The sequence below is a fragment of the Aureimonas sp. CAS genome, from assembly GCF_059838215.1.
This window is the reverse complement of sequence record NZ_CM187563.1, coordinates 3411627-3430244: the sequence shown is the minus strand read 5'-3', so window position 1 is coordinate 3430244 and position 18618 is coordinate 3411627. Positions and strand designations below refer to the sequence as shown.

The 18618-nt window shown below is 69.6% G+C and carries 22 protein-coding genes; 10 read left to right on the top strand and 12 right to left on the bottom strand.

The features are described from left to right. Positions 1-55 precede the first annotated feature (55 nt). The 3 genes from AC6R2M_RS16565 to AC6R2M_RS16555 form a co-directional block, all read right to left on the bottom strand. Positions 56-340, bottom strand: coding sequence for a hypothetical protein (locus AC6R2M_RS16565; RefSeq protein WP_500484038.1), 285 nt, complete (start codon positions 338-340; stop codon positions 56-58). Next, the gene (locus AC6R2M_RS16560; RefSeq protein WP_500484036.1) at positions 337-1968 is read right to left on the bottom strand and encodes an OpgD/OpgG family glucan biosynthesis protein; all 1632 of its coding nucleotides are present in this window, start codon (positions 1966-1968) and stop codon (positions 337-339) included. The genes AC6R2M_RS16565 and AC6R2M_RS16560 overlap by 4 nt, the downstream gene beginning before the upstream one ends. A gap of 91 nt (positions 1969-2059) precedes the next feature. Further along, positions 2060-2482 (bottom strand): MarR family winged helix-turn-helix transcriptional regulator, encoded by a 423-nt coding sequence (locus tag AC6R2M_RS16555; RefSeq protein WP_500484034.1) that lies wholly within the window; start codon positions 2480-2482, stop codon positions 2060-2062. Positions 2483-2756: 274 nt separating this feature from the next. Here AC6R2M_RS16555 and AC6R2M_RS16550 point away from each other — a divergent pair, with 274 nt between their 5' ends. Beyond that, positions 2757-3512 carry a Crp/Fnr family transcriptional regulator gene (locus AC6R2M_RS16550; RefSeq protein WP_500484032.1) on the top strand — a complete coding sequence of 252 codons (756 nt, stop codon included), beginning with the start codon at positions 2757-2759 and terminating at the stop codon, positions 3510-3512. Positions 3513-3828: 316 nt separating this feature from the next. On the opposite strand, the gene AC6R2M_RS16545 is transcribed toward AC6R2M_RS16550, so the two are convergent. The 4 genes from AC6R2M_RS16545 to AC6R2M_RS16530 all read right to left on the bottom strand — a co-directional run bounded on the left by AC6R2M_RS16545 (position 3829) and on the right by AC6R2M_RS16530 (position 6642). Then, entirely contained in the window at positions 3829-4230 is a 402-nt protein-coding gene (locus AC6R2M_RS16545; protein WP_500484030.1) for a helix-turn-helix domain-containing protein, read from the bottom strand. Then, positions 4227-4775 carry a Smr/MutS family protein gene (locus AC6R2M_RS16540; RefSeq protein ID WP_500484028.1) on the bottom strand — a complete coding sequence of 183 codons (549 nt, stop codon included), beginning with the start codon at positions 4773-4775 and terminating at the stop codon, positions 4227-4229. Before AC6R2M_RS16540 ends, AC6R2M_RS16545 begins: the two co-directional genes overlap by 4 nt. Then, positions 4772-5863 (bottom strand): murein transglycosylase A, encoded by a 1092-nt coding sequence (gene mltA / locus AC6R2M_RS16535; RefSeq protein WP_500484026.1) that lies wholly within the window; start codon positions 5861-5863, stop codon positions 4772-4774. The genes AC6R2M_RS16540 and mltA overlap by 4 nt, the downstream gene beginning before the upstream one ends. Before the next feature lie 77 nt (positions 5864-5940). Beyond that, positions 5941-6642, bottom strand: coding sequence for a Tim44/TimA family putative adaptor protein (locus AC6R2M_RS16530; RefSeq protein ID WP_500484024.1), 702 nt, complete (start codon positions 6640-6642; stop codon positions 5941-5943). Between the two features lie 216 nt (positions 6643-6858). On the opposite strand from AC6R2M_RS16530, the gene AC6R2M_RS16525 reads away from it, so the two are divergent. Next, positions 6859-7413: an FxsA family protein gene (locus AC6R2M_RS16525; protein ID WP_500484022.1), complete on the top strand. Its 555-nt coding sequence runs from the start codon at positions 6859-6861 to the stop codon at positions 7411-7413. A gap of 105 nt (positions 7414-7518) precedes the next feature. Next, positions 7519-8043 (top strand): protein-export chaperone SecB, encoded by a 525-nt coding sequence (secB, locus tag AC6R2M_RS16520; protein ID WP_500484020.1) that lies wholly within the window; start codon positions 7519-7521, stop codon positions 8041-8043. Between the two features lie 76 nt (positions 8044-8119). Here secB and AC6R2M_RS16515 read toward each other — a convergent pair whose 3' ends face one another. From AC6R2M_RS16515 to AC6R2M_RS16495, 5 genes are all read right to left on the bottom strand, one after another. After that, positions 8120-10111: a putative bifunctional diguanylate cyclase/phosphodiesterase gene (locus AC6R2M_RS16515; protein ID WP_500484018.1), complete on the bottom strand. Its 1992-nt coding sequence runs from the start codon at positions 10109-10111 to the stop codon at positions 8120-8122. Positions 10112-10322: 211 nt separating this feature from the next. Further along, positions 10323-11057, bottom strand: coding sequence for a DNA polymerase III subunit epsilon (dnaQ, locus tag AC6R2M_RS16510; RefSeq protein WP_500484016.1), 735 nt, complete (start codon positions 11055-11057; stop codon positions 10323-10325). 135 nt (positions 11058-11192) lie between these two features. Beyond that, a complete protein-coding gene (gene coaE / locus AC6R2M_RS16505) occupies positions 11193-11777 on the bottom strand; it encodes a dephospho-CoA kinase (protein WP_500484014.1) in 585 nt (194 codons plus the stop codon). After that, positions 11774-12643 (bottom strand): shikimate dehydrogenase, encoded by an 870-nt coding sequence (locus AC6R2M_RS16500; RefSeq protein WP_500484012.1) that lies wholly within the window; start codon positions 12641-12643, stop codon positions 11774-11776. The genes coaE and AC6R2M_RS16500 overlap by 4 nt, the downstream gene beginning before the upstream one ends. Further along, complete coding sequence (locus AC6R2M_RS16495) at positions 12636-13235, bottom strand: Maf-like protein (protein WP_500487633.1); 600 nt, start codon at positions 13233-13235, stop codon at positions 12636-12638. Before AC6R2M_RS16495 ends, AC6R2M_RS16500 begins: the two co-directional genes overlap by 8 nt. A 613-nt stretch (positions 13236-13848) precedes the next feature. On the opposite strand from AC6R2M_RS16495, the gene hemE reads away from it, so the two are divergent. The 7 genes from hemE (at position 13849) to AC6R2M_RS16460 (ending at position 18618) form a co-directional block, all read left to right on the top strand. Continuing rightward, positions 13849-14871: a uroporphyrinogen decarboxylase gene (gene hemE / locus AC6R2M_RS16490; RefSeq protein ID WP_500484010.1), complete on the top strand. Its 1023-nt coding sequence runs from the start codon at positions 13849-13851 to the stop codon at positions 14869-14871. 42 nt (positions 14872-14913) lie between these two features. Continuing rightward, the gene (locus AC6R2M_RS16485; protein WP_500484008.1) at positions 14914-15174 is read left to right on the top strand and encodes a BrnT family toxin; all 261 of its coding nucleotides are present in this window, start codon (positions 14914-14916) and stop codon (positions 15172-15174) included. A 13-nt stretch (positions 15175-15187) separates the two neighbouring features. Further along, positions 15188-15466, top strand: coding sequence for a BrnA antitoxin family protein (locus AC6R2M_RS16480; protein WP_500487632.1), 279 nt, complete (start codon positions 15188-15190; stop codon positions 15464-15466). Between the two features lie 236 nt (positions 15467-15702). Continuing rightward, positions 15703-16719 carry an LLM class flavin-dependent oxidoreductase gene (locus AC6R2M_RS16475; RefSeq protein WP_500484006.1) on the top strand — a complete coding sequence of 339 codons (1017 nt, stop codon included), beginning with the start codon at positions 15703-15705 and terminating at the stop codon, positions 16717-16719. A gap of 301 nt (positions 16720-17020) precedes the next feature. After that, positions 17021-17539 carry a protoporphyrinogen oxidase HemJ gene (hemJ, locus tag AC6R2M_RS16470; RefSeq protein WP_500484004.1) on the top strand — a complete coding sequence of 173 codons (519 nt, stop codon included), beginning with the start codon at positions 17021-17023 and terminating at the stop codon, positions 17537-17539. Positions 17540-17624: 85 nt separating this feature from the next. Further along, the gene (locus tag AC6R2M_RS16465; RefSeq protein ID WP_500484002.1) at positions 17625-17981 is read left to right on the top strand and encodes a DMT family protein; all 357 of its coding nucleotides are present in this window, start codon (positions 17625-17627) and stop codon (positions 17979-17981) included. A 106-nt stretch (positions 17982-18087) separates the two neighbouring features. After that, entirely contained in the window at positions 18088-18618 is a 531-nt protein-coding gene (locus AC6R2M_RS16460) for a gluconokinase (protein WP_500484000.1), read from the top strand.

Here is an 18618-nt window from a genome sequence, read left to right as displayed (position 1 = left end):
GCTCCGGCGCATCAAATCCGGTCGAGCGGCCCCTCCCCGGCCGCCCGCCGCATCGTCAGCGGTTCTGCGCCTGCCGGATCTGCGACCGCAGGATCGGCCGCACCGGCATGTCGAGCCGCTCGACCGGCGGCGGCAGCACCAGCTTGCGCAGGAAGGCGAGCGCCTTGCGCTTGCCGAGCCGGGCGGCGTCGAGGACGATGTCGGGATCGATGGTCTCGCGCCCGTCCGCCTTCAGCCGCTCCACGACCGCCTCGCGGACCGCGACGTCGTCGAGGTCGGGCCGGCCGATCAGATCGCCGATATGGATGTCCGCATCCGGTTCGGAACCGGGCTTCCTCACGGCTGGCCGCTCCACTGGTACAGCCAGGTCTCGCTGATCGGACGGCCGGCGAAGGCGAGGCGCGCGCGCAGCTCGGCCGGCAGGGAGTCGGTCTTCTCCAGTTCCATCGACAGGCGCCAGCCGCCGTTCGGCAGGCGGTCGGTGCCGACATGGCGAAGCACCGCGTTCTGCGGCACGTCGACCAGGGTCTCCAGCTCGGCGCCGGCCGGCAGGTTCGCCGCCGTGCCGCCGACGAAGTTCACCTCGAAGCGCCAGTAGGGGCTCGGCCCGCTCTCGGCCGCGTTGCCGCCGACGCCCGCATAGGTGTCGGCCACCATCGCGGTCTCGGTGCGCGTCTCCTCCAGATCGCCCCAGCGCATGCGGTAGCGGAACTCGTAGGAGCTGCCGGCCTCCGGCCGCTCGTCCGGCACCCAGAAGGCGACGATGTTGTCGTTGGCCTCCGAGGCGCTCGGGATCTCCACGAGCTGGACGACGCCCCTGCCCCAGTCCCCCGCCGGCTCGATGGTGAGCGAGGGCCGGGCCTCGTAGCGTGCCTCGACGTCCTGGTAGCTCTCGAAGGAGCGGTCGCGCTGCATCAGCCCGAAGCTCTTGGGCGAAATCTCCCGGAAGTAGCTGAGCGCCAGCGTCTGCGGGTTGCGCAAGGGCCGCCAGAGGCGCTCGCCGTCGGCCCGCACGATGGCGAGGCCGTCGCTGTCGTGCACCTCCGGGCGGAAGTCGGGCCGGGCGCTGCGCGCGTTCTCGCCGTGCATGAACATCGAGGTCAGCGGCGCGATGCCGAGCCGTTCGACCGCCGCGCGGAAGTAGAGGCGCTGGACGACGTCGATGACGGTGTTGGGGCCGGGCGTGACGGTGAAGGCGTAGGCGCCCGTCAGGCTCGGGCTGTCGAGCTCGGCATAGAGGACGATGCGCTCGTCCTCCGGTCCGGGGCGCACGATGTAGAAGGCGGAGAAGCGCGGAAACTCCTCGGCCTCGGAGGTCGCCGTGTTGATGGCCACGCCCCGCGCCGAGAGCCCGTAGCGGTTGTCGCGCCCGAGCGCGCGGAAGTAGCTGGCGCCCAGGAACGAGACGATCTCGTCGAAGACGTCCGGCCGGTCGATCGGCGCGTTGATGCGAAAGCCCGCCACGCCCGGCAGCTCGACGCCGGCGAAGGCCTCCGCGTCGAGCGGGCCGAGGAACTCGAAATCGGCGCCGGTGAAGGTGAGCGGCCGGAACTGCGTGCCGTCCCCGACATGGATGCGGGTCGTCGCCTGATAGAGGAAGCCGGGGAAATAGGCCTGCAGGTGGAACTGGCCGGGCTCGCCTGCCCAGACCGTGCGGTCGCGGCGAAAGAGGATGCGCCGGTAGGAATCGTAGTCGAGATCGCGGACGATGTCCGGCAGATCGTCGGGCGCCGGCTCGTAGGGCTGCGCCGCGCGCTGGCGCATGGCGGCCGAGAGCGCGTCGAAGGAGAGGTTGGCGGGATCGACATGGGTCGGGGCCGGGGCGTCCGGTGCGGGCGCCGCATCGGCGGCGGCGGACGGATCCTCGCCGTCCTGCGCGAAGGCGTCCTTCAGGAGGACCGTGCCGATGACGCCGCCAAGACCGAGCTTGAGCGCGACCCGGCGGTTCGGGTGATGTTGGATGGTCAAGGCCGTGCGATGTCGTTTCTGCTGCGCTGCATCCTTAGCATACGCAACCGTTTCCCGATCGCAAAGGGCGCCGGCCCCGGCGCCCGCAAGATCAGCGCAGCCGGCGCAGACGCGTGGACAGGATGGCGTCCACCTCCGTCAGGGCCGTGGCGAGACGCCGGCGGTCCTCGTCCGACAGATTGCCCGACAGCTCGGATTCGAAACGGCCCCAGACGGTGCGGATGCGCCCGCGCATCTCCTCGCCCGCCTCGGTGAGGTGGACCATGGTGCGGCGCGCGTCGCCCTCGAAGTTCAGCCGGCGAACGAGATTCTTCTCGATCAGCCGGTCGAGCATCTTCGACACGGTCGAGGGCCGGACGGAGAGCTGCTCGGCCAGGACCGAAACGCTCACCGGACGATCGAGCTCCAGCCGTTCCAGGAGGTGGTCCTGGCCCGGATAGAGGCCGATGTCGGCCAGGAGGAGGGAGAGGAAGGCCCGTGTCGATTTGGAGATCGAAAGCAGGCTGCCGGCCATGCCGGCGGACTCTGCGGCGATCTCCGCGACGGGTCGATCCTCGGCGGTCCGTTTGTTAGCCGAAAGGTTTGTCATGCAGACTGTATGCCTGAATGAGCACAGTCCGACATTAAACTGCTTAATAGAATGCCGCCATCGATCGTGACATCGGCCGTTTCGGCCTTTCTTCGTCTCGTCGCGGCAGATGACCGGGAGCTGTCGCTGGCGGATATTACTGATCGCGATAAAACACTTGGGAAGGTCCAGCAGTCCGATCCCGCCCCCATGGTAACAGATGACCGAAAGCTGCCTTGTCGCAAAACTGAAGCACTATGTCGAACTGACGCCGGCCGAGGCCGAGTTCCTGGAGAAGGCCGAGGCCGAACCGCAGAAGCTTTCGCGTCGATCGACCCTCGCCTCCTCCGGCCAGAAGCTGCCGGCGATCTACGTCCTGAAGACGGGCTGGCTTCTCGCCCACACCAACGAGGAGGACGGGATGGACATGGTCGCGGAGATCTACCATCCCGGCGACCTCGTCGGCGTCAGCCAGCTGGGCTGCGAGTTCTCCACCCTCAACTACGTGGCGGCGACCGATGCCGAGCTCTGCGCGCTGCCCAAAGGCTCGCTGCCGGAGATGTTCGTCGCCTTCCCGCGGCTGATCGGGCTGTTCTTCGGCTTCGCCTCGGTGGAGCGCGCCTCGCTGATCGACCGGCTGCGCGCCATGGGCCGGATGAGCGCGCGCGACTGCGTGGCGCTGTTCCTGCTCCAGACCCATGCCCGGCTCTGCCTGACGGGCGCGGTCGACGACGACAGCTTCTCCCTGCCCCTTTCGCAGGAGACGATCGGCAACGCCGTCGGCCTCTCCACCGTGTCGGTGAACCGCGCCATCCGCCTTCTGGAGAGCGAGGGGCATCTGGTGCGCGAGCAGCGGCGCCTGCGCCTGGCGCAGCGCGAGCTTCTGGCGCGGGAGGTCGATTTCGTCGATCGCGTCTACAGGATGGACAATTCCTGGCTCCCGGCCGGCGCGACATCCGCTCGGGACGCGTCCTGAACCGGTCTCGCGCTCCAGCCTTGAACAAGGTTCGTGCGCTATCCATATGAGGGCGGTGCAGCGCTCCCCTCTCTTTGAAGGGCGATGCGCCGAAGGCCTTCAGACCCTCGCGCCCCGACCACGGATGTACTGGCGGGATGCGAGCGGCGAAGGCCTTTACTCCGGCTGACGATCCGCAGGGCGCCCTCAAGCGGCACGCCGGCGGATCAGGAGAGCCGGGCATGGACGGGCCGCCGCGTCGAAGGACGCGAGCGGCCTTTTCATTATCGTGATGAGAAACGGCCTCGGAGACGATCCGGAGGCGTCCGAGCCGCCCTCAGCGCGGCCGGCGGCGTTTGGCGCGCTCGGCCTCCTCGGCGCGCTGCGCCGCCTCCTCCAGCTTCTCCATCAGGGCCTTCACGTCGGCGGGCGAAAGGATCGCGATCGATTCCGCCAGACGGTTGGCGAGCGCCGTCGCCTGCGCGTCCAGGCCGCTCGTGTCCACCACCACGCGGGGATGGGAGAGCTCGGCGAGGCGCTCCAGCTCCTCGGCGTCGTCCCAGATCACGTTCAGGAAATGGATCATCCGCTGCAGCATCGGCCAGGTCGGGCGTCCGCGCCGCCCGTGCTCCAGCGCGGAGAGATAGGCGCCCGAGACGCCGAGCGCCTTGGCCATCTCGCCCTGCGTCACGCCGCGCTGGCGGCGCAGCTCGCGCACCCGCGTGCCGAACGGGGTCATCGCCGCAGCCGCATGTAGAAGGCGCCGTCGCCGCCATGGGCGCGCTCGGCCGGCTCGAAGCCGGCGACGAGGCCGCGAAAGTCCGGCGTCGCCAGCCAGTGCGGCAGCGCGCGGCGCAGCACGCCCTGCGAGCCGAAGGAGGCGCCGCGACCGGTGATGACGAGGACATGGCGCGCGCCCTCGCCCCGTGCCCGGCGCAGGAAGCCCAGAAGCGCGGCATGGGCGGTGGCTTCCGTCAGACCGTGCAGGTCGATGCGCGCGTCGAGCGGAATGCGGCCGCGCCCGATCCGCCGGCGCACGGGGCGCTCGATCGGATGGAAGGCCGGCGGGCGGGGAGCGGAGGAGCGGGAGGCGGCATCCGCCTTGCCGGGCGCCGGAGCCGGGGTGCCCGACACGGGGGAGGGCGCGGGCGCTTCGGCCTTCGGTTCGGCGGCGGGCGGCGCGGGTGCCGGCACGGGCGCCTTTCCCGCGAGCGGACGGGCGGTTGCGGCGACCTCTCCCCACAGGCGCGCCTCCTCCGCCGACAGGACCCGGCGGCGCCTCATCGCTCCGCCCTCGGCAGGAGCGCGTAGAGATCGGCCTCGTGGCGGATACGACCCGCGATCCGCCCCGCCGCATCGCCCGAGCCGACGAAGACGTCGCCGCGCGCCGGACCGACGATGGCCGAACCGGTGTCCTGCGCGACCAGAAGCAGGCGCGCCCCCGGAAGACCCGTGTCGCCCAGGCCCGGCGCGTCCACCAGAACCGGCAGTCCGAAGGTGTGGAAGTGATGGTCGAGCGCGATGGAGCCGAGCGGAGTGAGCGGCACCTGCGCCGCCCCGACCGGCCCGGCCGTCTCGTCCACGATCTCGCTGGCGGCGAAGAAAATATAGGAGCGGTTGCGGTCGAGGATCTCGCGGATTCGGCCGGGGTTCGAGGCGAGCCAGCGGCGAAGGCCCGCCATGTCGGCCTCCTCCAGCGTCAGTTCCCCGGCCTCGACCAGAACGCGCCCGATCGAGGCATAGGCGTGGCCGCTCTTGGCCGAGTAGCCGACGCGCATCGCGCCGCCGTCCTCCAGCGCGAGCCGCGCCGAGCCCTGGATGTGGACGAAGAAGGCCTCGATCTCGTTCTCCAGCCAGACGAGCTCGAGGCCCTGCCCGTCCAGCGCGCCGCGCGCGATCGCGGCCCGGTCGAAATGCTCCACGAGGCGCCCGTCGGCCAGCCGGCGGGCGAAGGCCATACCCTCCGGCAGGCCCTCGGGACGAACGGTCTCGCCGAGCGCGACGAGATCGGCCGGACGGGCGTGGAGGGGTGCGGCAAAGCGATCGCTGCGCCGGCGCGACACGGGCAGGACAGGCTCGTAATAGCCGGTCACGAAGCCCTTCGGACGGTCCGGGCCGGGCCACAGCAGGGCCGGACGGAAATGGCGCCGGAAGAAGGTCCGCGCGTCCTCGGCGTCGCCTTCGAACGCCATCGCGGCGCGGGCGGCGGGCCCGAAATCCTGCGGCCGGATGCCGAGCGACCCGCAGCGCACGTCCCCCGACAGGAGGCGCGGGGCGGAGCGGCGGAAGGCCTCCAGCGCCGGGCCGCAATCGGCCTCGGCCCAGCCCGGCAGTCGGTCGAACCCGATGTCTTGAAACGGCGTCACTTGCATCGAACCGCAGCGCCTGCCGGGGAAGTCCTGTCCGCTTCCCGGCCGCGCCAGCGCGGCGGGACGGAGGAGGCCGCTTCCTACTCGTCCTCGGATTCGGTCCCGACCAGCTTCCAGTTCGGGTCGCGCGAGCGGGTGTCGCGCGCGAAGGTCCAGACGTCGCGCACCTCGACCACCGTCTCCGGGTCGCCCTCGACCACCTCGCCGGAGGGCTTCACCACGGCCGAGATCAGCTGCGAGACGATCCGCACGGTGACATAGGCCTCGCGGTCCTTCAGCTCGGCCGACACGATCTTGGCGTCGTCGATGCCGACGAAGGAGGACTGCATGCGCTCGCCGCGCTCCTCGCGGCCCGCGATGGCCGCCTCGAAGCCCTGATAGACGTCGGTGGAGAGGAGGTTGCGCAGAACCTGACGGTCGCCGTCCGCATAGGCGGTCACGATCATCTCGTAGGCGACCTTGGCGCCCTCGACGAACTCGGCGGCGTCGAAATTGGGGTCGGCGTCGCGGATGCGGCGCAGCTCGGCGTTGGTCGGCGTGCCGGGCTCGGCGAGCTTGTCGATCGCCGCATAGGCGTCGCGCGGGCCCTCGTCGGGACGCTGCGCGCGGCGGTTCGGCAGCGTCACGACATTGCCGCCCTGCTGCGCGTTGCCGGTGCTCTCGGGCCGGGAATAGGGATCGAAGGGCGGGCGCTCGTTCCCGGTCCGCCGACCGAGCACGCTGCGCAGCTGGTAGAGCACGATCACCGTGACCACTATGAACAGTATCGTGCCGAAACCCATCCGCGTCGTCTTTCGAAGTTCAGAGCGCCATCATCCGGTCGTGCGCGGCATATAGATAAGGCCGCGCACGCATTCAAATTCGGCCGGGACTATCCTATTTCGGACAAGCGCGGCCGGGACAAGGCCGCGACGGGCCGTCGGCGTCGAAAAGCGACCCGCCCGTTCACGAAATCCGGCGTGCGGCCGCCCCTGCGGGCCGCGAAGGGAGTTTGCCGCATGCGGATCGTCCTGGCGCTCGTCTTCCTCGGGATGCCGCTCGCCGAGATCGCGGTCTTCATCGCGGTCGGGTCGCGGATCGGCGTCGGCTGGACGCTGCTCCTGATCCTGGCGACGACGATCCTGGGCGTGGCCACCGTGCGCCGGCAGAGCCTGGCCAATCTGCGCTCGGCGCAGGCGCAGGCGAGGAACGGCGCCATGCCGGGCCGCGAGATGGTCCACGGCGCGCTGATCGCCTTCGCCGGCCTGCTTCTCATTTTGCCCGGCTTCATCACCGACACGTTCGGCCTGCTCCTCCTCGTCCCGCCGCTGCGCGACGCCGTCTGGCACTGGCTGAAGAGCCGCGTCGTGGTGCGCACCCATACGAGCTACGGCGCCGGCTACGGCGCGCGACCGGCGCGGCCCGACGTCGTGGACCTTTCGGAAGAGGAATTCGAGCGCCGCGACGAGGCGCGCGGCCCCGGCGGCGATCCGAGCAGCCCGTGGCGCGAGATCGAGGCGCGCACGATCGACGGCCGCACCGAGGCTCCGGGCGAGGGGCCGCGCCGCGACTGACCGCCCGAGGCGCGACCGGGCCGGCCAGGCGCCAAACTTGTCTGACGGGCGAGCCCATGTTAGCTCGCGCCCGATCCCCCACAGCGGCAAGAGAGAACGAACGCGATGTCCGACACCGAGACGCAGACCAACGGGAACGGCGCGAACGGCAGCTCTCCGGCGAGCGCGCCGAAGCCCGCGATCAACATCCTCGCCCAGTACATCAAGGACCTCTCCTTCGAGAGCCCCCGCGCGCCCGCCTCGCTGCGCCAGCAGACCAAGGCGCCCGCCATCAACATCGGCGTCAATGTCGGGGCGAACCAGATCCCGGAGACGGAGAACGAATACGACGTCCGCCTGACGCTGAACGCGCGCGCGGGCGAGGGGCAGGACATGCTGTTCCACGCCGAGCTCGTCTATGGCGGCGTCTTCCGGCTGGCGAACCTGCCCAAGGAGCACGTGCTCCCGGTTCTCTTCGTCGAGTGCCCGCGCCTGATCTTCCCCTTCGCGCGCCAGATCCTGGCCGACGCGACCCGCAGCGCCGGCTTCCCGCCGCTGATGATCGACCCGATCGACTTCGCGGCGCTCTTCCAGCAGCGTCTGGCCGAGGAGCGCGCCCGCGCGCAGGTCCAGCCGACCGCCAACGCCTGAGCCGGGTTCTGCGACCCGTCCGATACGAGAAGGGCCGCGCGAGCGGCCCTTTTTCGTGTCCAAGGTCATCTTCGTCTCAGGCGGCGTGCGAGCGGGAGAGGCTCGCGATCGCCTCCGCCTCCGGCATGGGCTTGGCGAAGAAATAGCCCTGCGCGTAGTCGCAGCCCATGTCGCGCACGACGCTGACGTCGCTTTCCAGCTCGGTGCCTTCGGCGACGACCGTCAGCCCGAGCGTCTGCGCCAGTTCGATGATGGCGCGGACCATGGCCTGGGCCTGCCGGGAATCACCGAGCCGGGCGATGAAGGCCCGGTCGATCTTGAGCGTGTCGACCGGAAGGCGGTGCAGATAGCTCAGCGAGGAATAGCCGGTCCCGAAATCGTCGATCGAGACCGCGACGCCGAAGGCGCGCAGCGCATTCAGGACGCTCACCGCCAGATCGCGGTCGCGGATCGGCGTCGCCTCGGTGATCTCCAGTTTCAGAAGCGAGGGCGCGATGCCGGCCGCCGCGACGGCCGAGCGCACGTCCGTCAGGAAGTCGGGCTGGATGAACTGCCGGGGCGAGACGTTGACGTTGATCGCCAGCGGGTCGCCGCGCCGCGTGGCGGACAGACGGGCGGCTGCGGCGCAGGCCTCCCGCAGGACCCAGCGCCCGATCGGGACGATCAGTCCCGTCTCCTCGGCGATGTCGAGGAACTCGGCCGGAGCGACGAGGCGGCCGTCGGCCCGGCGCCACCGGATCAGCGCCTCGAAGCCGGCGACGCGCTTCGTGGCGAGTTCCACGATCGGCTGGTAGTGCAGCTCGAACTGGTTGGCGCGAAGGGCTTCGCGCAGCGCCGTCTCCGTCTCGAGCCGCTTGACCGCCGCATTGTGCAGCTCTGTCGAGAACACCTCGCTGCGCGAGCGCCCGCCGGCCTTGGCGTGATACATGGCGATGTCGGCCGCCCGGAGGATCTCCGCCGCGCTGTCGTAGATCCCGGTCTGCGCGACGATCCCGATGCTGGCCGAGGTGTAGACCGTGCGTCCCCCGATCTCGAAGGGCTCGACCAGGGCATCCTGAAGGGCCGCCGCCGCCTTCGAGGCGAGTTCGGGCGCGGCCGGGTGCTCGATCAGGATCGTGAACTCGTCGCCCCCGAGCCGGGCCAGCAGCGCCGCGCCGCTCCCCACCTCGTCGAGGGCGCGGGAGAACCGTTCGGCGACGGACACGAGCAGAAGGTCGCCCGCCGCGTGGCCGAGGCTGTCGTTGACGATCTTGAACCGGTCGAGATCGAGGAACATCACCGCATAGGCGGTGGACGCGTCCTGAAGCTGGCGCGACACGGCGCGGTCGAGGCTGCGGGTGAAGAGCTTGCGGTTCGGCAGGCCCGTGAGAGCGTCGTGCGTCGCCTCGCGCTGGAGCCGCTCGGCGGTCCGCTGGCGTTCGACCACCCGGCCGAGAGCGGTGCCGATCTGGGCGAGGCACTGGAGCAGCCCCTCGTCCGGCTCCAGATCGCCGATGGAGAAGAACTCCAGCGCGCAGACCACTTCGCTGCGGATCAGGACGGGGAAGGCGAAGGCGCTGCGAAGGCCGCATTCCAGGGCCAGATCCCGGCGCGCCAGGCTGCGCGCGTCCTCGATCCGCGACAGGACGACCGGTCGCGCGCTGTCGCAGACCTGGGCGACGAGCCCGGAATCCTCGGCCGAGAAGATCGTCTGCGAGCGCTCGACGAAGGCGGAGATGCGCGGGGGGAGGGCGGGTTCCAGATGCCAGATCCGCGTCGGCCGGATCTCGCGTCCCTCGACCAGAAAGGCGTGGCCGACGCCGTAGCCGGTGTGTTCGCAGATTTCGGAGACCGCGAACTCCAGGACCTCGTCGACCGAGCCGGATTCGTTCGCCTTGATGGCGATGCGCTCCAGAAGCGCGGAGCGCCGCTGCTGCTCGTGGAGGGCGCGAAGACCGTGGGCGACCAGCGCCTCGGCCTCCGAGCGGGCCGCGGTCTCGGCGATGAGCCGGCGCTCCAGTTCCAGGAGGAGCTCGGTGTGGCGCACGGAGAGCTCGCTCGGCTCGGCGGATGGGTCGCGCCGCTTCATCGGCGCGCCGGGCCCGAACGGGCGGGGATCGCCGGGGCCTGGAAGCCCGCGACCGCAAAGGACCGCGTCGGGATCATCAGCATCGACGAATTCACGAGGGCCGCCTTCCGCTCCACCGAAGACCGTTAGATAGCCTTCAACTGAATAAGAAAAGACGAATGAATCGCCGGGCCGAATCGTCCTTAGCGCATTCTTTACCCCGTTCGCCGCGTCAGACGCTCCCTTGCGCGGCGTCCTGCGGCTGCGCGCCGATCCCGTAGAGCGACCACACGGCCTCCGGCCCCAGCGTCTCGACGAAGGCGCGGTGGCGCTCGGCCTCCTCGGCCGACAGGCGCGCCGGCAGCGGGGCGGGGCGGGGGCCGTGGCGGCGCACCGCGCCCGCCGCCTCGCCGCCGCGGCGCGTCGTCTCACCCTGGAGCGAGAAGAGGGCGGCCTGCTTGCCGCCGATCAGCTCGACATAGACCTCGGCCAGAAGGTGGGAGTCGACGAGCGCGCCGTGCTTGTCGCGGCGCGAGGTGTCGATCGAGAAGCGCGAGCAGAGGGCGTCGAGCGTCGCCGGCGCCATCGGGAACTTGCGGCGGGCCATCGCCAGCGTGTCGATGACGCGGTGCATCTCGATCGGCGCGCGGCCGAGGCGCGCCAGCTCCGCGTTCAGGAAGCGCACGTCGAAGGTGGCGTTGTGGGCGATCAGGACCGCGCCGTCGAAGAACTCGGCAAAGCCGTCGACGACCTCCTCGAAGAGCGGCTTGTCGCGCAGGAAGTCGTCGGAGATGCCGTGGACGTCGAAGGCGGCCGGATCGACCTTGCGGCCCGCCGGGCGCACGAAGGCATGGTATTCGCGGCCGGTCGGAATGTGGTTCCAGAGCTCGATGCCGCCGATCTCGATCACCCGGTCGGCGTCGAAGTCGAGCCCGGTGGTCTCGGTGTCGAAGACGATCTCGCGCATCGAAACGGCCCTTTCCGCAAGACGGGGGAATTCCGCCAGGGCTCTGGATAGGCTGCGCGGACTCCCGCGATCAAGAACGGAAGGGGAGGGCGCCTGCGCTTCTCCCCAGACGCAAGTCTTTGTTCTCGTTTTGTTTTAGGCGGAGACCCAGGTCGAGGCGATCTCACGCAGCTGCTCGCGCGTCGCCTCGATCGGTCCGTCCGTCTCCACGACATGGGTGGCGCGTGCCCGCTTCTCGGCATCCGGGACCTGCCGGGCGAGGATCGCCTCGAACTTCTCCTCCGTCATGTTCGGGCGTGCGAGGACACGCGCCTTCTGGATGTCGAAGGGCGCGGAGACGACGACGATCTCGTCCATCTCCGCGTCGCGGCCGGTCTCGAACAGGAGCGGAATGTCGAGGATCGCGGCCAGCGCGCCGCTCGCCCGCGCGCTGTCCAGAAAGGCCTCTTCCTCCTCGCGCACCAGCGGGTGGATCAGCGCCTCCAGCGCCTTGATGGAAGCGTCGTCGTTCAGGACGCGCGCCGAGAGCCGGGCGCGGTCCACCGTCCCGTTCTCCACCGTTCCAGGAAACAGCGCCTCCACCATCGGCGCGGCGCGGCCCGAATAGAGACGGTGCACCGTGTCGTCGGCCGAATGGACCGGCAGCTCCAGACTGGCGAACATCTGCGCGGCCGTCGATTTGCCCATGCCGATCGAACCGGTGAGCCCCACGAGGATCATGGCGTGTCTCCGCTGCCAGAGGGTCCGAGGATGTCGCGCTCGATCGCCGACCGCAAGGACGAGCCGACCGTCGGCTTCACCCCGAACCAGCGTTCGAAGCCCGGAACCGCCTGATGGAGCAGCATGCCGAGGCCGTCGGCGCTGCGCAGCCCCCGCGCCTTCGCCGCCTGCAGGAAGGGCGTCTCCAGCGGCACGTAGACGATGTCGGTCGCCAGCGCGTCCTGTTTCACGTGAGACAGGTCGGGAAGGGCGTCCCGATCCCGCCCGCCGGCCTTGCCGCCCGGACGCGTGTTCACGACGAGGTCGGCAAGGCGCAGCTCGCCCGCTTCGGCCTGCAACCCGAACCCTTGCACCTTCGGGCCGAAATCGGCGGCCAGCGCCTCGGCGCGTTCGCGCGTGCGGTTCACGACCCGGATGTCGGGAATGCCCGCGGACAGGAGCGCGTGAACGACGGCCCGCGCCGCGCCGCCCGCGCCGAGGACGAGGGCGCGCCCGGCGCTCCGCCAGCCGTCCAGCCGCTCGTCGAGATTGGTGGAGAAGCCGTAGGCGTCGGTGTTGCCGCCGACCAGCGTCCCGCCTTCGAACCAGAGCGTGTTCACCGCTCCTATCGCTTCGGCCGCCGCGTCCCTGCGATCCACCAGAGCGAAGGCGGCTTCCTTGTGTGGAATGGTGACGTTGCCGCCGACGAAGCCTTTCGCCCGCAGACCGCCAAGGAAGGCGGCGAAATCCTGCGGCTCGACCGCCACCGCCTCGTAGGACCCGGGAAGGCCGAGTTCGGCGAGCCACGTGCCGTGGATCATCGGCGAGCGGGAATGGGCGACCGGCCAGCCGGTGACGAAGGCGCGGGGCTGAACCGGCTCAGTCATCCAGCGCACCGCGCGCGCGAAGCTCGGCGAGAAGCGGCAGGAGCGGCAGGCCGACGACCGTGAAGAAGTCGCCCTCGACGCGCTCGATCAGACGAATTCCGAGCCCTTCGATCTGATAGCAGCCGACGCTGCCGAGCGCCGCCGGTCCGGCCTTGGCGAGATAGCGGCCGATCTCCGGCGGGGTCAGTTCGCGAAAGGTGATGTCGGCGCTCGCCGCGTGACGCCACAGCGCCTGCCCGCCCTGCGCCAGCACCACCGCACTGGTCAGGCGATGCGTTCGGCCGGAGAGCGCGAGGAGCTGCCGGCGCGCGGCCTCCATGTCCTCCGGCTTGTGAAGGAGTTCGCCGCCGAGCCCGAGCGTCTGGTCCGCGCCGATCACGAGCGCCTGCGGATGGCGCTCGGACACCTCGCTCGCCTTGGCCTCGGCCAGGACCTCGGCGACATCCTCGGGACCGGCGCCCGACGAGAGGAGCGGCGCCTCGACCGACCGTTCGTCGATGGTGGAGGGCACCGCCTCCGGATCGACCCCGGCATTCCGCAGGAGGGAGAGCCGATGCGGGCTCCCCGAGGCGAGAACAAGCCGTGTCACGATGCGCTTCTCCCTTCAGCCGAGAGCGCCCCTCGGGCGCTCGGGCTCAACGAATCATCCCGATCCGGGGTTCACCGTAGAAGCTTCGAGAATCGGAACCAATTCGTTCGGACTCGATTGAGCCCTTCGAGGCAAGCGGAGATCGCCATCGCCCCCGCCATTCTCGCGCTCCTGTGGGAATCAGTGCGCGGCGCGGGCAAGCTTTGCGGACGATCCGGGCCCGTGGGCAAAACCGCCCGGTTCTCCACAATCGCAGACCGCCCGGCGAAACGTCTACAGCCCTGTCGACAACGGGGATCGTCGGCCCGCGACCGTCGCCCTCGTCCACGCGCTCGACCTCCGTTCCTCCCAGCCTTCGAGCGGTCCAAACCCTTCGGGGAACTGGTCCTTTTCGGCTTGTCCCCAGGCGGGGAGCCTTCCGTGGCTGCACCGGCTTCGTTTCGGCGGCGATTTCCTTGGCGGCGGCAAGGGCGGTGTGAATTCCCGCGATCCACCGAGTCTAAGAATCATCAATTCCTTTCTGAGAGAATTTCTTTTCTGAGGGAGCCTGTGCGAGAAGCGCCCGTGCCCTTCATCGGGGGGACGAGAAGCGGCGACGACAGGCAACGGACGACGAATGACCGATCGAAAGCTCCTCAAGGTCCTGGCGGGCGAGACGGTCTTTCCCCCTCCGGTCTGGCTGATGCGGCAGGCGGGCCGCTACCTTCCCGAATACCGGGCGACCCGCGAGAAGGCGGGCGGCTTCCTCGACCTCTGCTACAATCCCGACTTCGCCACCGAGGTGACGCTCCAGCCCATCCGCCGCTTCGGCTTCGACGCGGCCATTCTGTTCTCCGACATCCTCGTCATCCCGGACGCGCTGCAGCGGAACGTTCGTTTCGTCGCCGGCGAGGGCCCGCGCATGGACCCGATCTCCGTCCGCGAGATCGAGGCGCTCGACCCCTCGCTCGCCGAGACACATCTGGCGCCCGTCATCGCGACGGTCGGCCGCCTGCGCGCCGAGCTTCCCGAAGAGACCGCGCTGATCGGCTTCTGCGGCGCGCCCTGGACGGTCGCGACCTACATGATCGCGGGGCGCGGCACGCCGGACCAGGCGCCCGCGCGCCTCTTCGCCTACCGGGAGCCGGAGGCGTTCGAGCAGCTGATCTTCCTTCTGGCCGAGATGAGCGCGGACTATCTGATCCGCCAGCTCCAGGCGGGGGCGGACTGCGTCCAGATCTTCGATTCCTGGGCGGGCGTCCTCGACGAGATCTCCTTCGAGCGCTTCTCGGTCGCGCCGACGAAGCTGATCGTGGACCGGGTGCGCGCCGCGGTGCCGGGCGCAAGGATCATCGGCTTCGCCAAGGGGGCGGGCGCGCTTCTCTCCCGCTACCGCGAGGGCACCGGCGTCGACGCCGTCGGCCTCGACTGGTCGGTGCCGTTCAGCCAGGGGGCGGAGCTGCAGCGCGGCGGTCCGGTCCAGGGCAATCTCGACCCGCTGCGGCTGATCGCGGGCGGCCGCGCGCTGGATGAGGGCGTCGACGCGATCCTCGAAAAGCTCGGCGCCGGCCCGCTGATCTTCAATCTCGGGCACGGCATCACGCCCGACGCGCCGATCGAGCATGTCGAGCAATTGTTGAGGCGGGTGCGGGGCGCTTGAAGCCGGCCCGGTCTCTCGTATATTCGTGATACGAAAAATTGGATGAGGATCGTCTGGGACGATCGGAAGCGGCAGAGCAACCTGCGCAAGCACGGTCTCGATTTCTCGTCCCTGACGTTCGAGTTCTTCGAGGGCGCGATCGTTCGTCCTGCTCGGGACCACAGGATGATCGCCTTTGGACGGGTCGACGGAACGCTCGTCGCGGCCGTCGTCTTCCGGCCCTTGGGGACGGAGGCGATCTCCGTCGTCAGCATGCGCCCGGCGTCCGCAAGAGAGAGGTGGCTTCGTGACCAGGAGCGATAAGCCGTTCGATCCCGTGCACGCCGCCGCGAACGGATACACCGAGGCGGACTGGGACGACGTTTCCGACAATCCCGAATGGACGGAGGCGGATTTCGAAGAGGCGCGGCCATTCACCGAGGTCTTTCCGGACATCGCCGAGAGCATGCGACGAAGCCGCGGCCGGCCCCGGATCGAGAAGCCGCGTCAGCAGATTTCCCTCCGGCTCGATCCCGACGTGATCGAGAAGTTCAAGGCGACCGGCAAGGGGTGGCAGTCGCGCATCAACGACGTCCTGAAAGACGCGAAGCTCTAGCTTTTCCGCGGTCGTCGGCAGGCGGTCGCCCATCCATGCCCGAGCGGAGACGACAAGGATGAAGGCGGCACCGGCGGCCTGTCGAACACTTCGCCCGCCGGTTGACGGTCCGTCCGGTGCGCGAGGGGTGGTCACGCCCGTATGACGTCTTGTGGGATGCCGCGCCTCATCCCTAATCCTTGAGGCGAAGGGTTCGGGCTTCTCGCGCCCGGCCTGTGAGTCAAGGACGCATCCTCATGAAATCGATCGGCTTTCTCTCCTTCGGCCATTGGTCGCCCGCGCCCGGCTCGGCCACGCGCTCGGCGCGCGACGTGCTCCTCCAGTCGATCGATCTCGCCGTCGCCGCCGAGGAGCTGGGCGCTGACGGCGCCTATTTCCGCGTCCATCATTTCGCCCGCCAGCTCGCCTCTCCCTTTCCGCTGCTGGCGGCCGTCGGCGCGAAGACGAGCCGGATCGAGATCGGCACCGGCGTCATCGACATGCGCTACGAGAATCCGCTCTACATGGCCGAGGATGCGGGCGCGGCCGACCTCATCTCCGGCGGGCGTCTGCAGCTCGGCATCTCGCGCGGCTCGCCCGAGCAGGTCATCGAGGGCTGGCGGCATTTCGGCTACGCGCCGGCGGAGGGCGAGAGCGACGCCGACATGGGCCGCCGCCATGCCGAGGTCTTCCTGCAGGTGATCGAGGGGCGGGGCTTCGCCGAGCCCCACCCGCAGCCGATGTTCCCGAACCCGCCGGGGCTCCTGCGCCTGGAGCCGCATTCGGAGGGCCTGCGCGAGCGCATCTGGTGGGGCTCGGCCTCGAACGCGACGGCGGTCTGGGCCGCGCGGAAGGGCATGAACCTCCAGTCCTCCACCCTGAAGGCGGACGAGACGGGCGAGCCGTTCCACGTGCAGCAGGCGCGCCAGATCCGGGCCTATCGCGACGCGTGGGCCGAGGCGGGCCACGCCCGCACGCCCCGCGTCTCGGTGTCGCGCTCGATCTTCCCGCTGATGAACGACACCGACCGGATGTATTTCGGGCGCGGCAAGGAGAGAGATCAGGTCGGCATCATCGACAACATGCGCGCCGTCTTCGGGCGGGGCTACGCCGCCGAGCCGGACAGGCTGATCGAGGAGCTGCGCGCCGACGAGGCCGTGGCCGAGGCGGACACGCTGCTCCTCACCGTGCCGAACCAGCTCGGCGTCGATTACAACGCGCATGTGATCGAGAGTGTCCTGAAGCACGTCGCGCCGGCTCTCGGCTGGCGGTGAGGGTCCGCACGTCCTGAGCTCGGCCTTGACCCACACTCGTCATCCTCGGGCTTGACCCGAGGATCGGGTGACGGGGTCTTCAGGGTTCTGACAGGTCGCGCGACCGTGGAGCGATCCTCGGGTCAAGCCCGAGGATGACGAAGTTGAAGAGCCCATGATCACCTCATGGCCTCAAACGAAGCTCCTTGGAACTCGTCGGGAAGACCGAGCCGCCCGGGCCGCGGACCCTTTGTCCGCTTCCCAGGCTGGAGCCTTTCCAATAAGCGTCCGGTGAAACGCCAACGAAGCGAGATCGCCGCCCATGACGCCCGCCACCGCCAAGGACCGCTCCTCGATGATCGCGCTCGGGACCGGTCTCGTCCTCGCGATCGTCCTCTTCGGCTTCACGCCGCTGTCCCTGTCGCTCTGGGTGACGGCGCTGCACGTCGTGGCGGTCGTCGCCTGGATGGCCGGCATGCTCTATCTGCCGCGCCTCTTCGTCTACCATGCCGAAGTCGGGCCCGGCACGCCGCAGTCGGAGACCTTCAAGGTGATGGAGCGCCGGCTCCTGAAGGCGATCGTCAACCCGGCGATGATCGTCGTCTGGGTCTCCGGCCTCTGGCTCGCCTGGAACGTCTTCGCCTTCCAGGGCGGCTGGCTGCACGCCAAGATCGCGCTCGTGGTGCTCCTGTCCGGCCTCCACGGCTATCTCTCGGCCTCGACGCGGCGCTTCGCGGGCGACGCCAACACCAAGTCGGCCCGGCACTGGCGGATCGTCAACGAGATCCCGACCGTGCTTCTCGTCCTCATCGTCATCCTGGTGATCGTGAAGCCGTTCTGATCTTCGCACGGATCGCGCGCCATCTTGGCGCGGTCGCGAAGGGGGCGTAAGCGAGGAGCTTCACGCCCCCTTCTCACGTGTGCCCATGCCCGCGCTGTCCTGGCCCTATCTGGCGCCGATCCTCCTGCTTCTCGCCTCGAACGTCTTCATGACCTTCGCCTGGTACGGGCACCTGAAATTCCCGAACGCGCCGCTGACGACGGTCGTTCTCGCCTCCTGGGGCATCGCGCTCTTCGAATACTGCCTCGCCGTGCCGGCCAACCGCATCGGCCATCAGGTCTATTCGGCGGCCGAGCTGAAGACGATGCAGGAGGTCATCACCCTGATCGTCTTCGCCGGCTTCTCGGTCTGGTTCCTCGGGGAGAAGCTGACGATCAACCATCTGGTCGGCTTCACGCTCATCTTCGCGGGCGCCGTCTTCATCTTCCGGGGGCCGCTCTGAGAGAGCGCTTGCCACGGGCACCGATGGGCGGATAGGGCCGGGGAATCAAACCCTTGATCGCCGGCCGCCGCCCCCGCGCGGAACACGCGCCGCCTCGGAGTCGCCCATGGCCGAACCTTCATCTCCCGCCCCCGTCGCGATCATCGTGATGGGACCGTCCTCCGTCGGCAAGACGACGACCGCGCAGATGATCGCGGCCGAGCTCGGCTGGCCCTTCGCGGAGGCCGACGAGTTCCACCCGCCGCAGAACATCGAGAAGATGTCGGCCGGCATTCCGCTGAACGACGCCGACCGCCAGCCCTGGCTGGAGACGATCCGCGACTGGATCTCGGGGCAGGCGGCCGAAGGGCGCAGCGTCGTCCTCACCTGTTCGGCGCTCAAGCGCCGCTACCGCGACACGCTGCGCGGCGCCCGCGCCCGCGTGCGCTTCCTGGAGCTGGTGGCCTCCAAGGCGCTCGTCGCCGAGCGCATGGCCCAGCGCACCGGCCACTACATGCCGACCTCGCTCCTGGACTCCCAGTTCGCCGACCTCGAGGAGCTCCACGACGACGAGGACGGCGTGAAGATCGACGTCGGTCCGCCGCCGCAGACGGTGCGCGACCAGTCCCTCCTCGCCCTCAGCCTGAAAGGCGCCTGA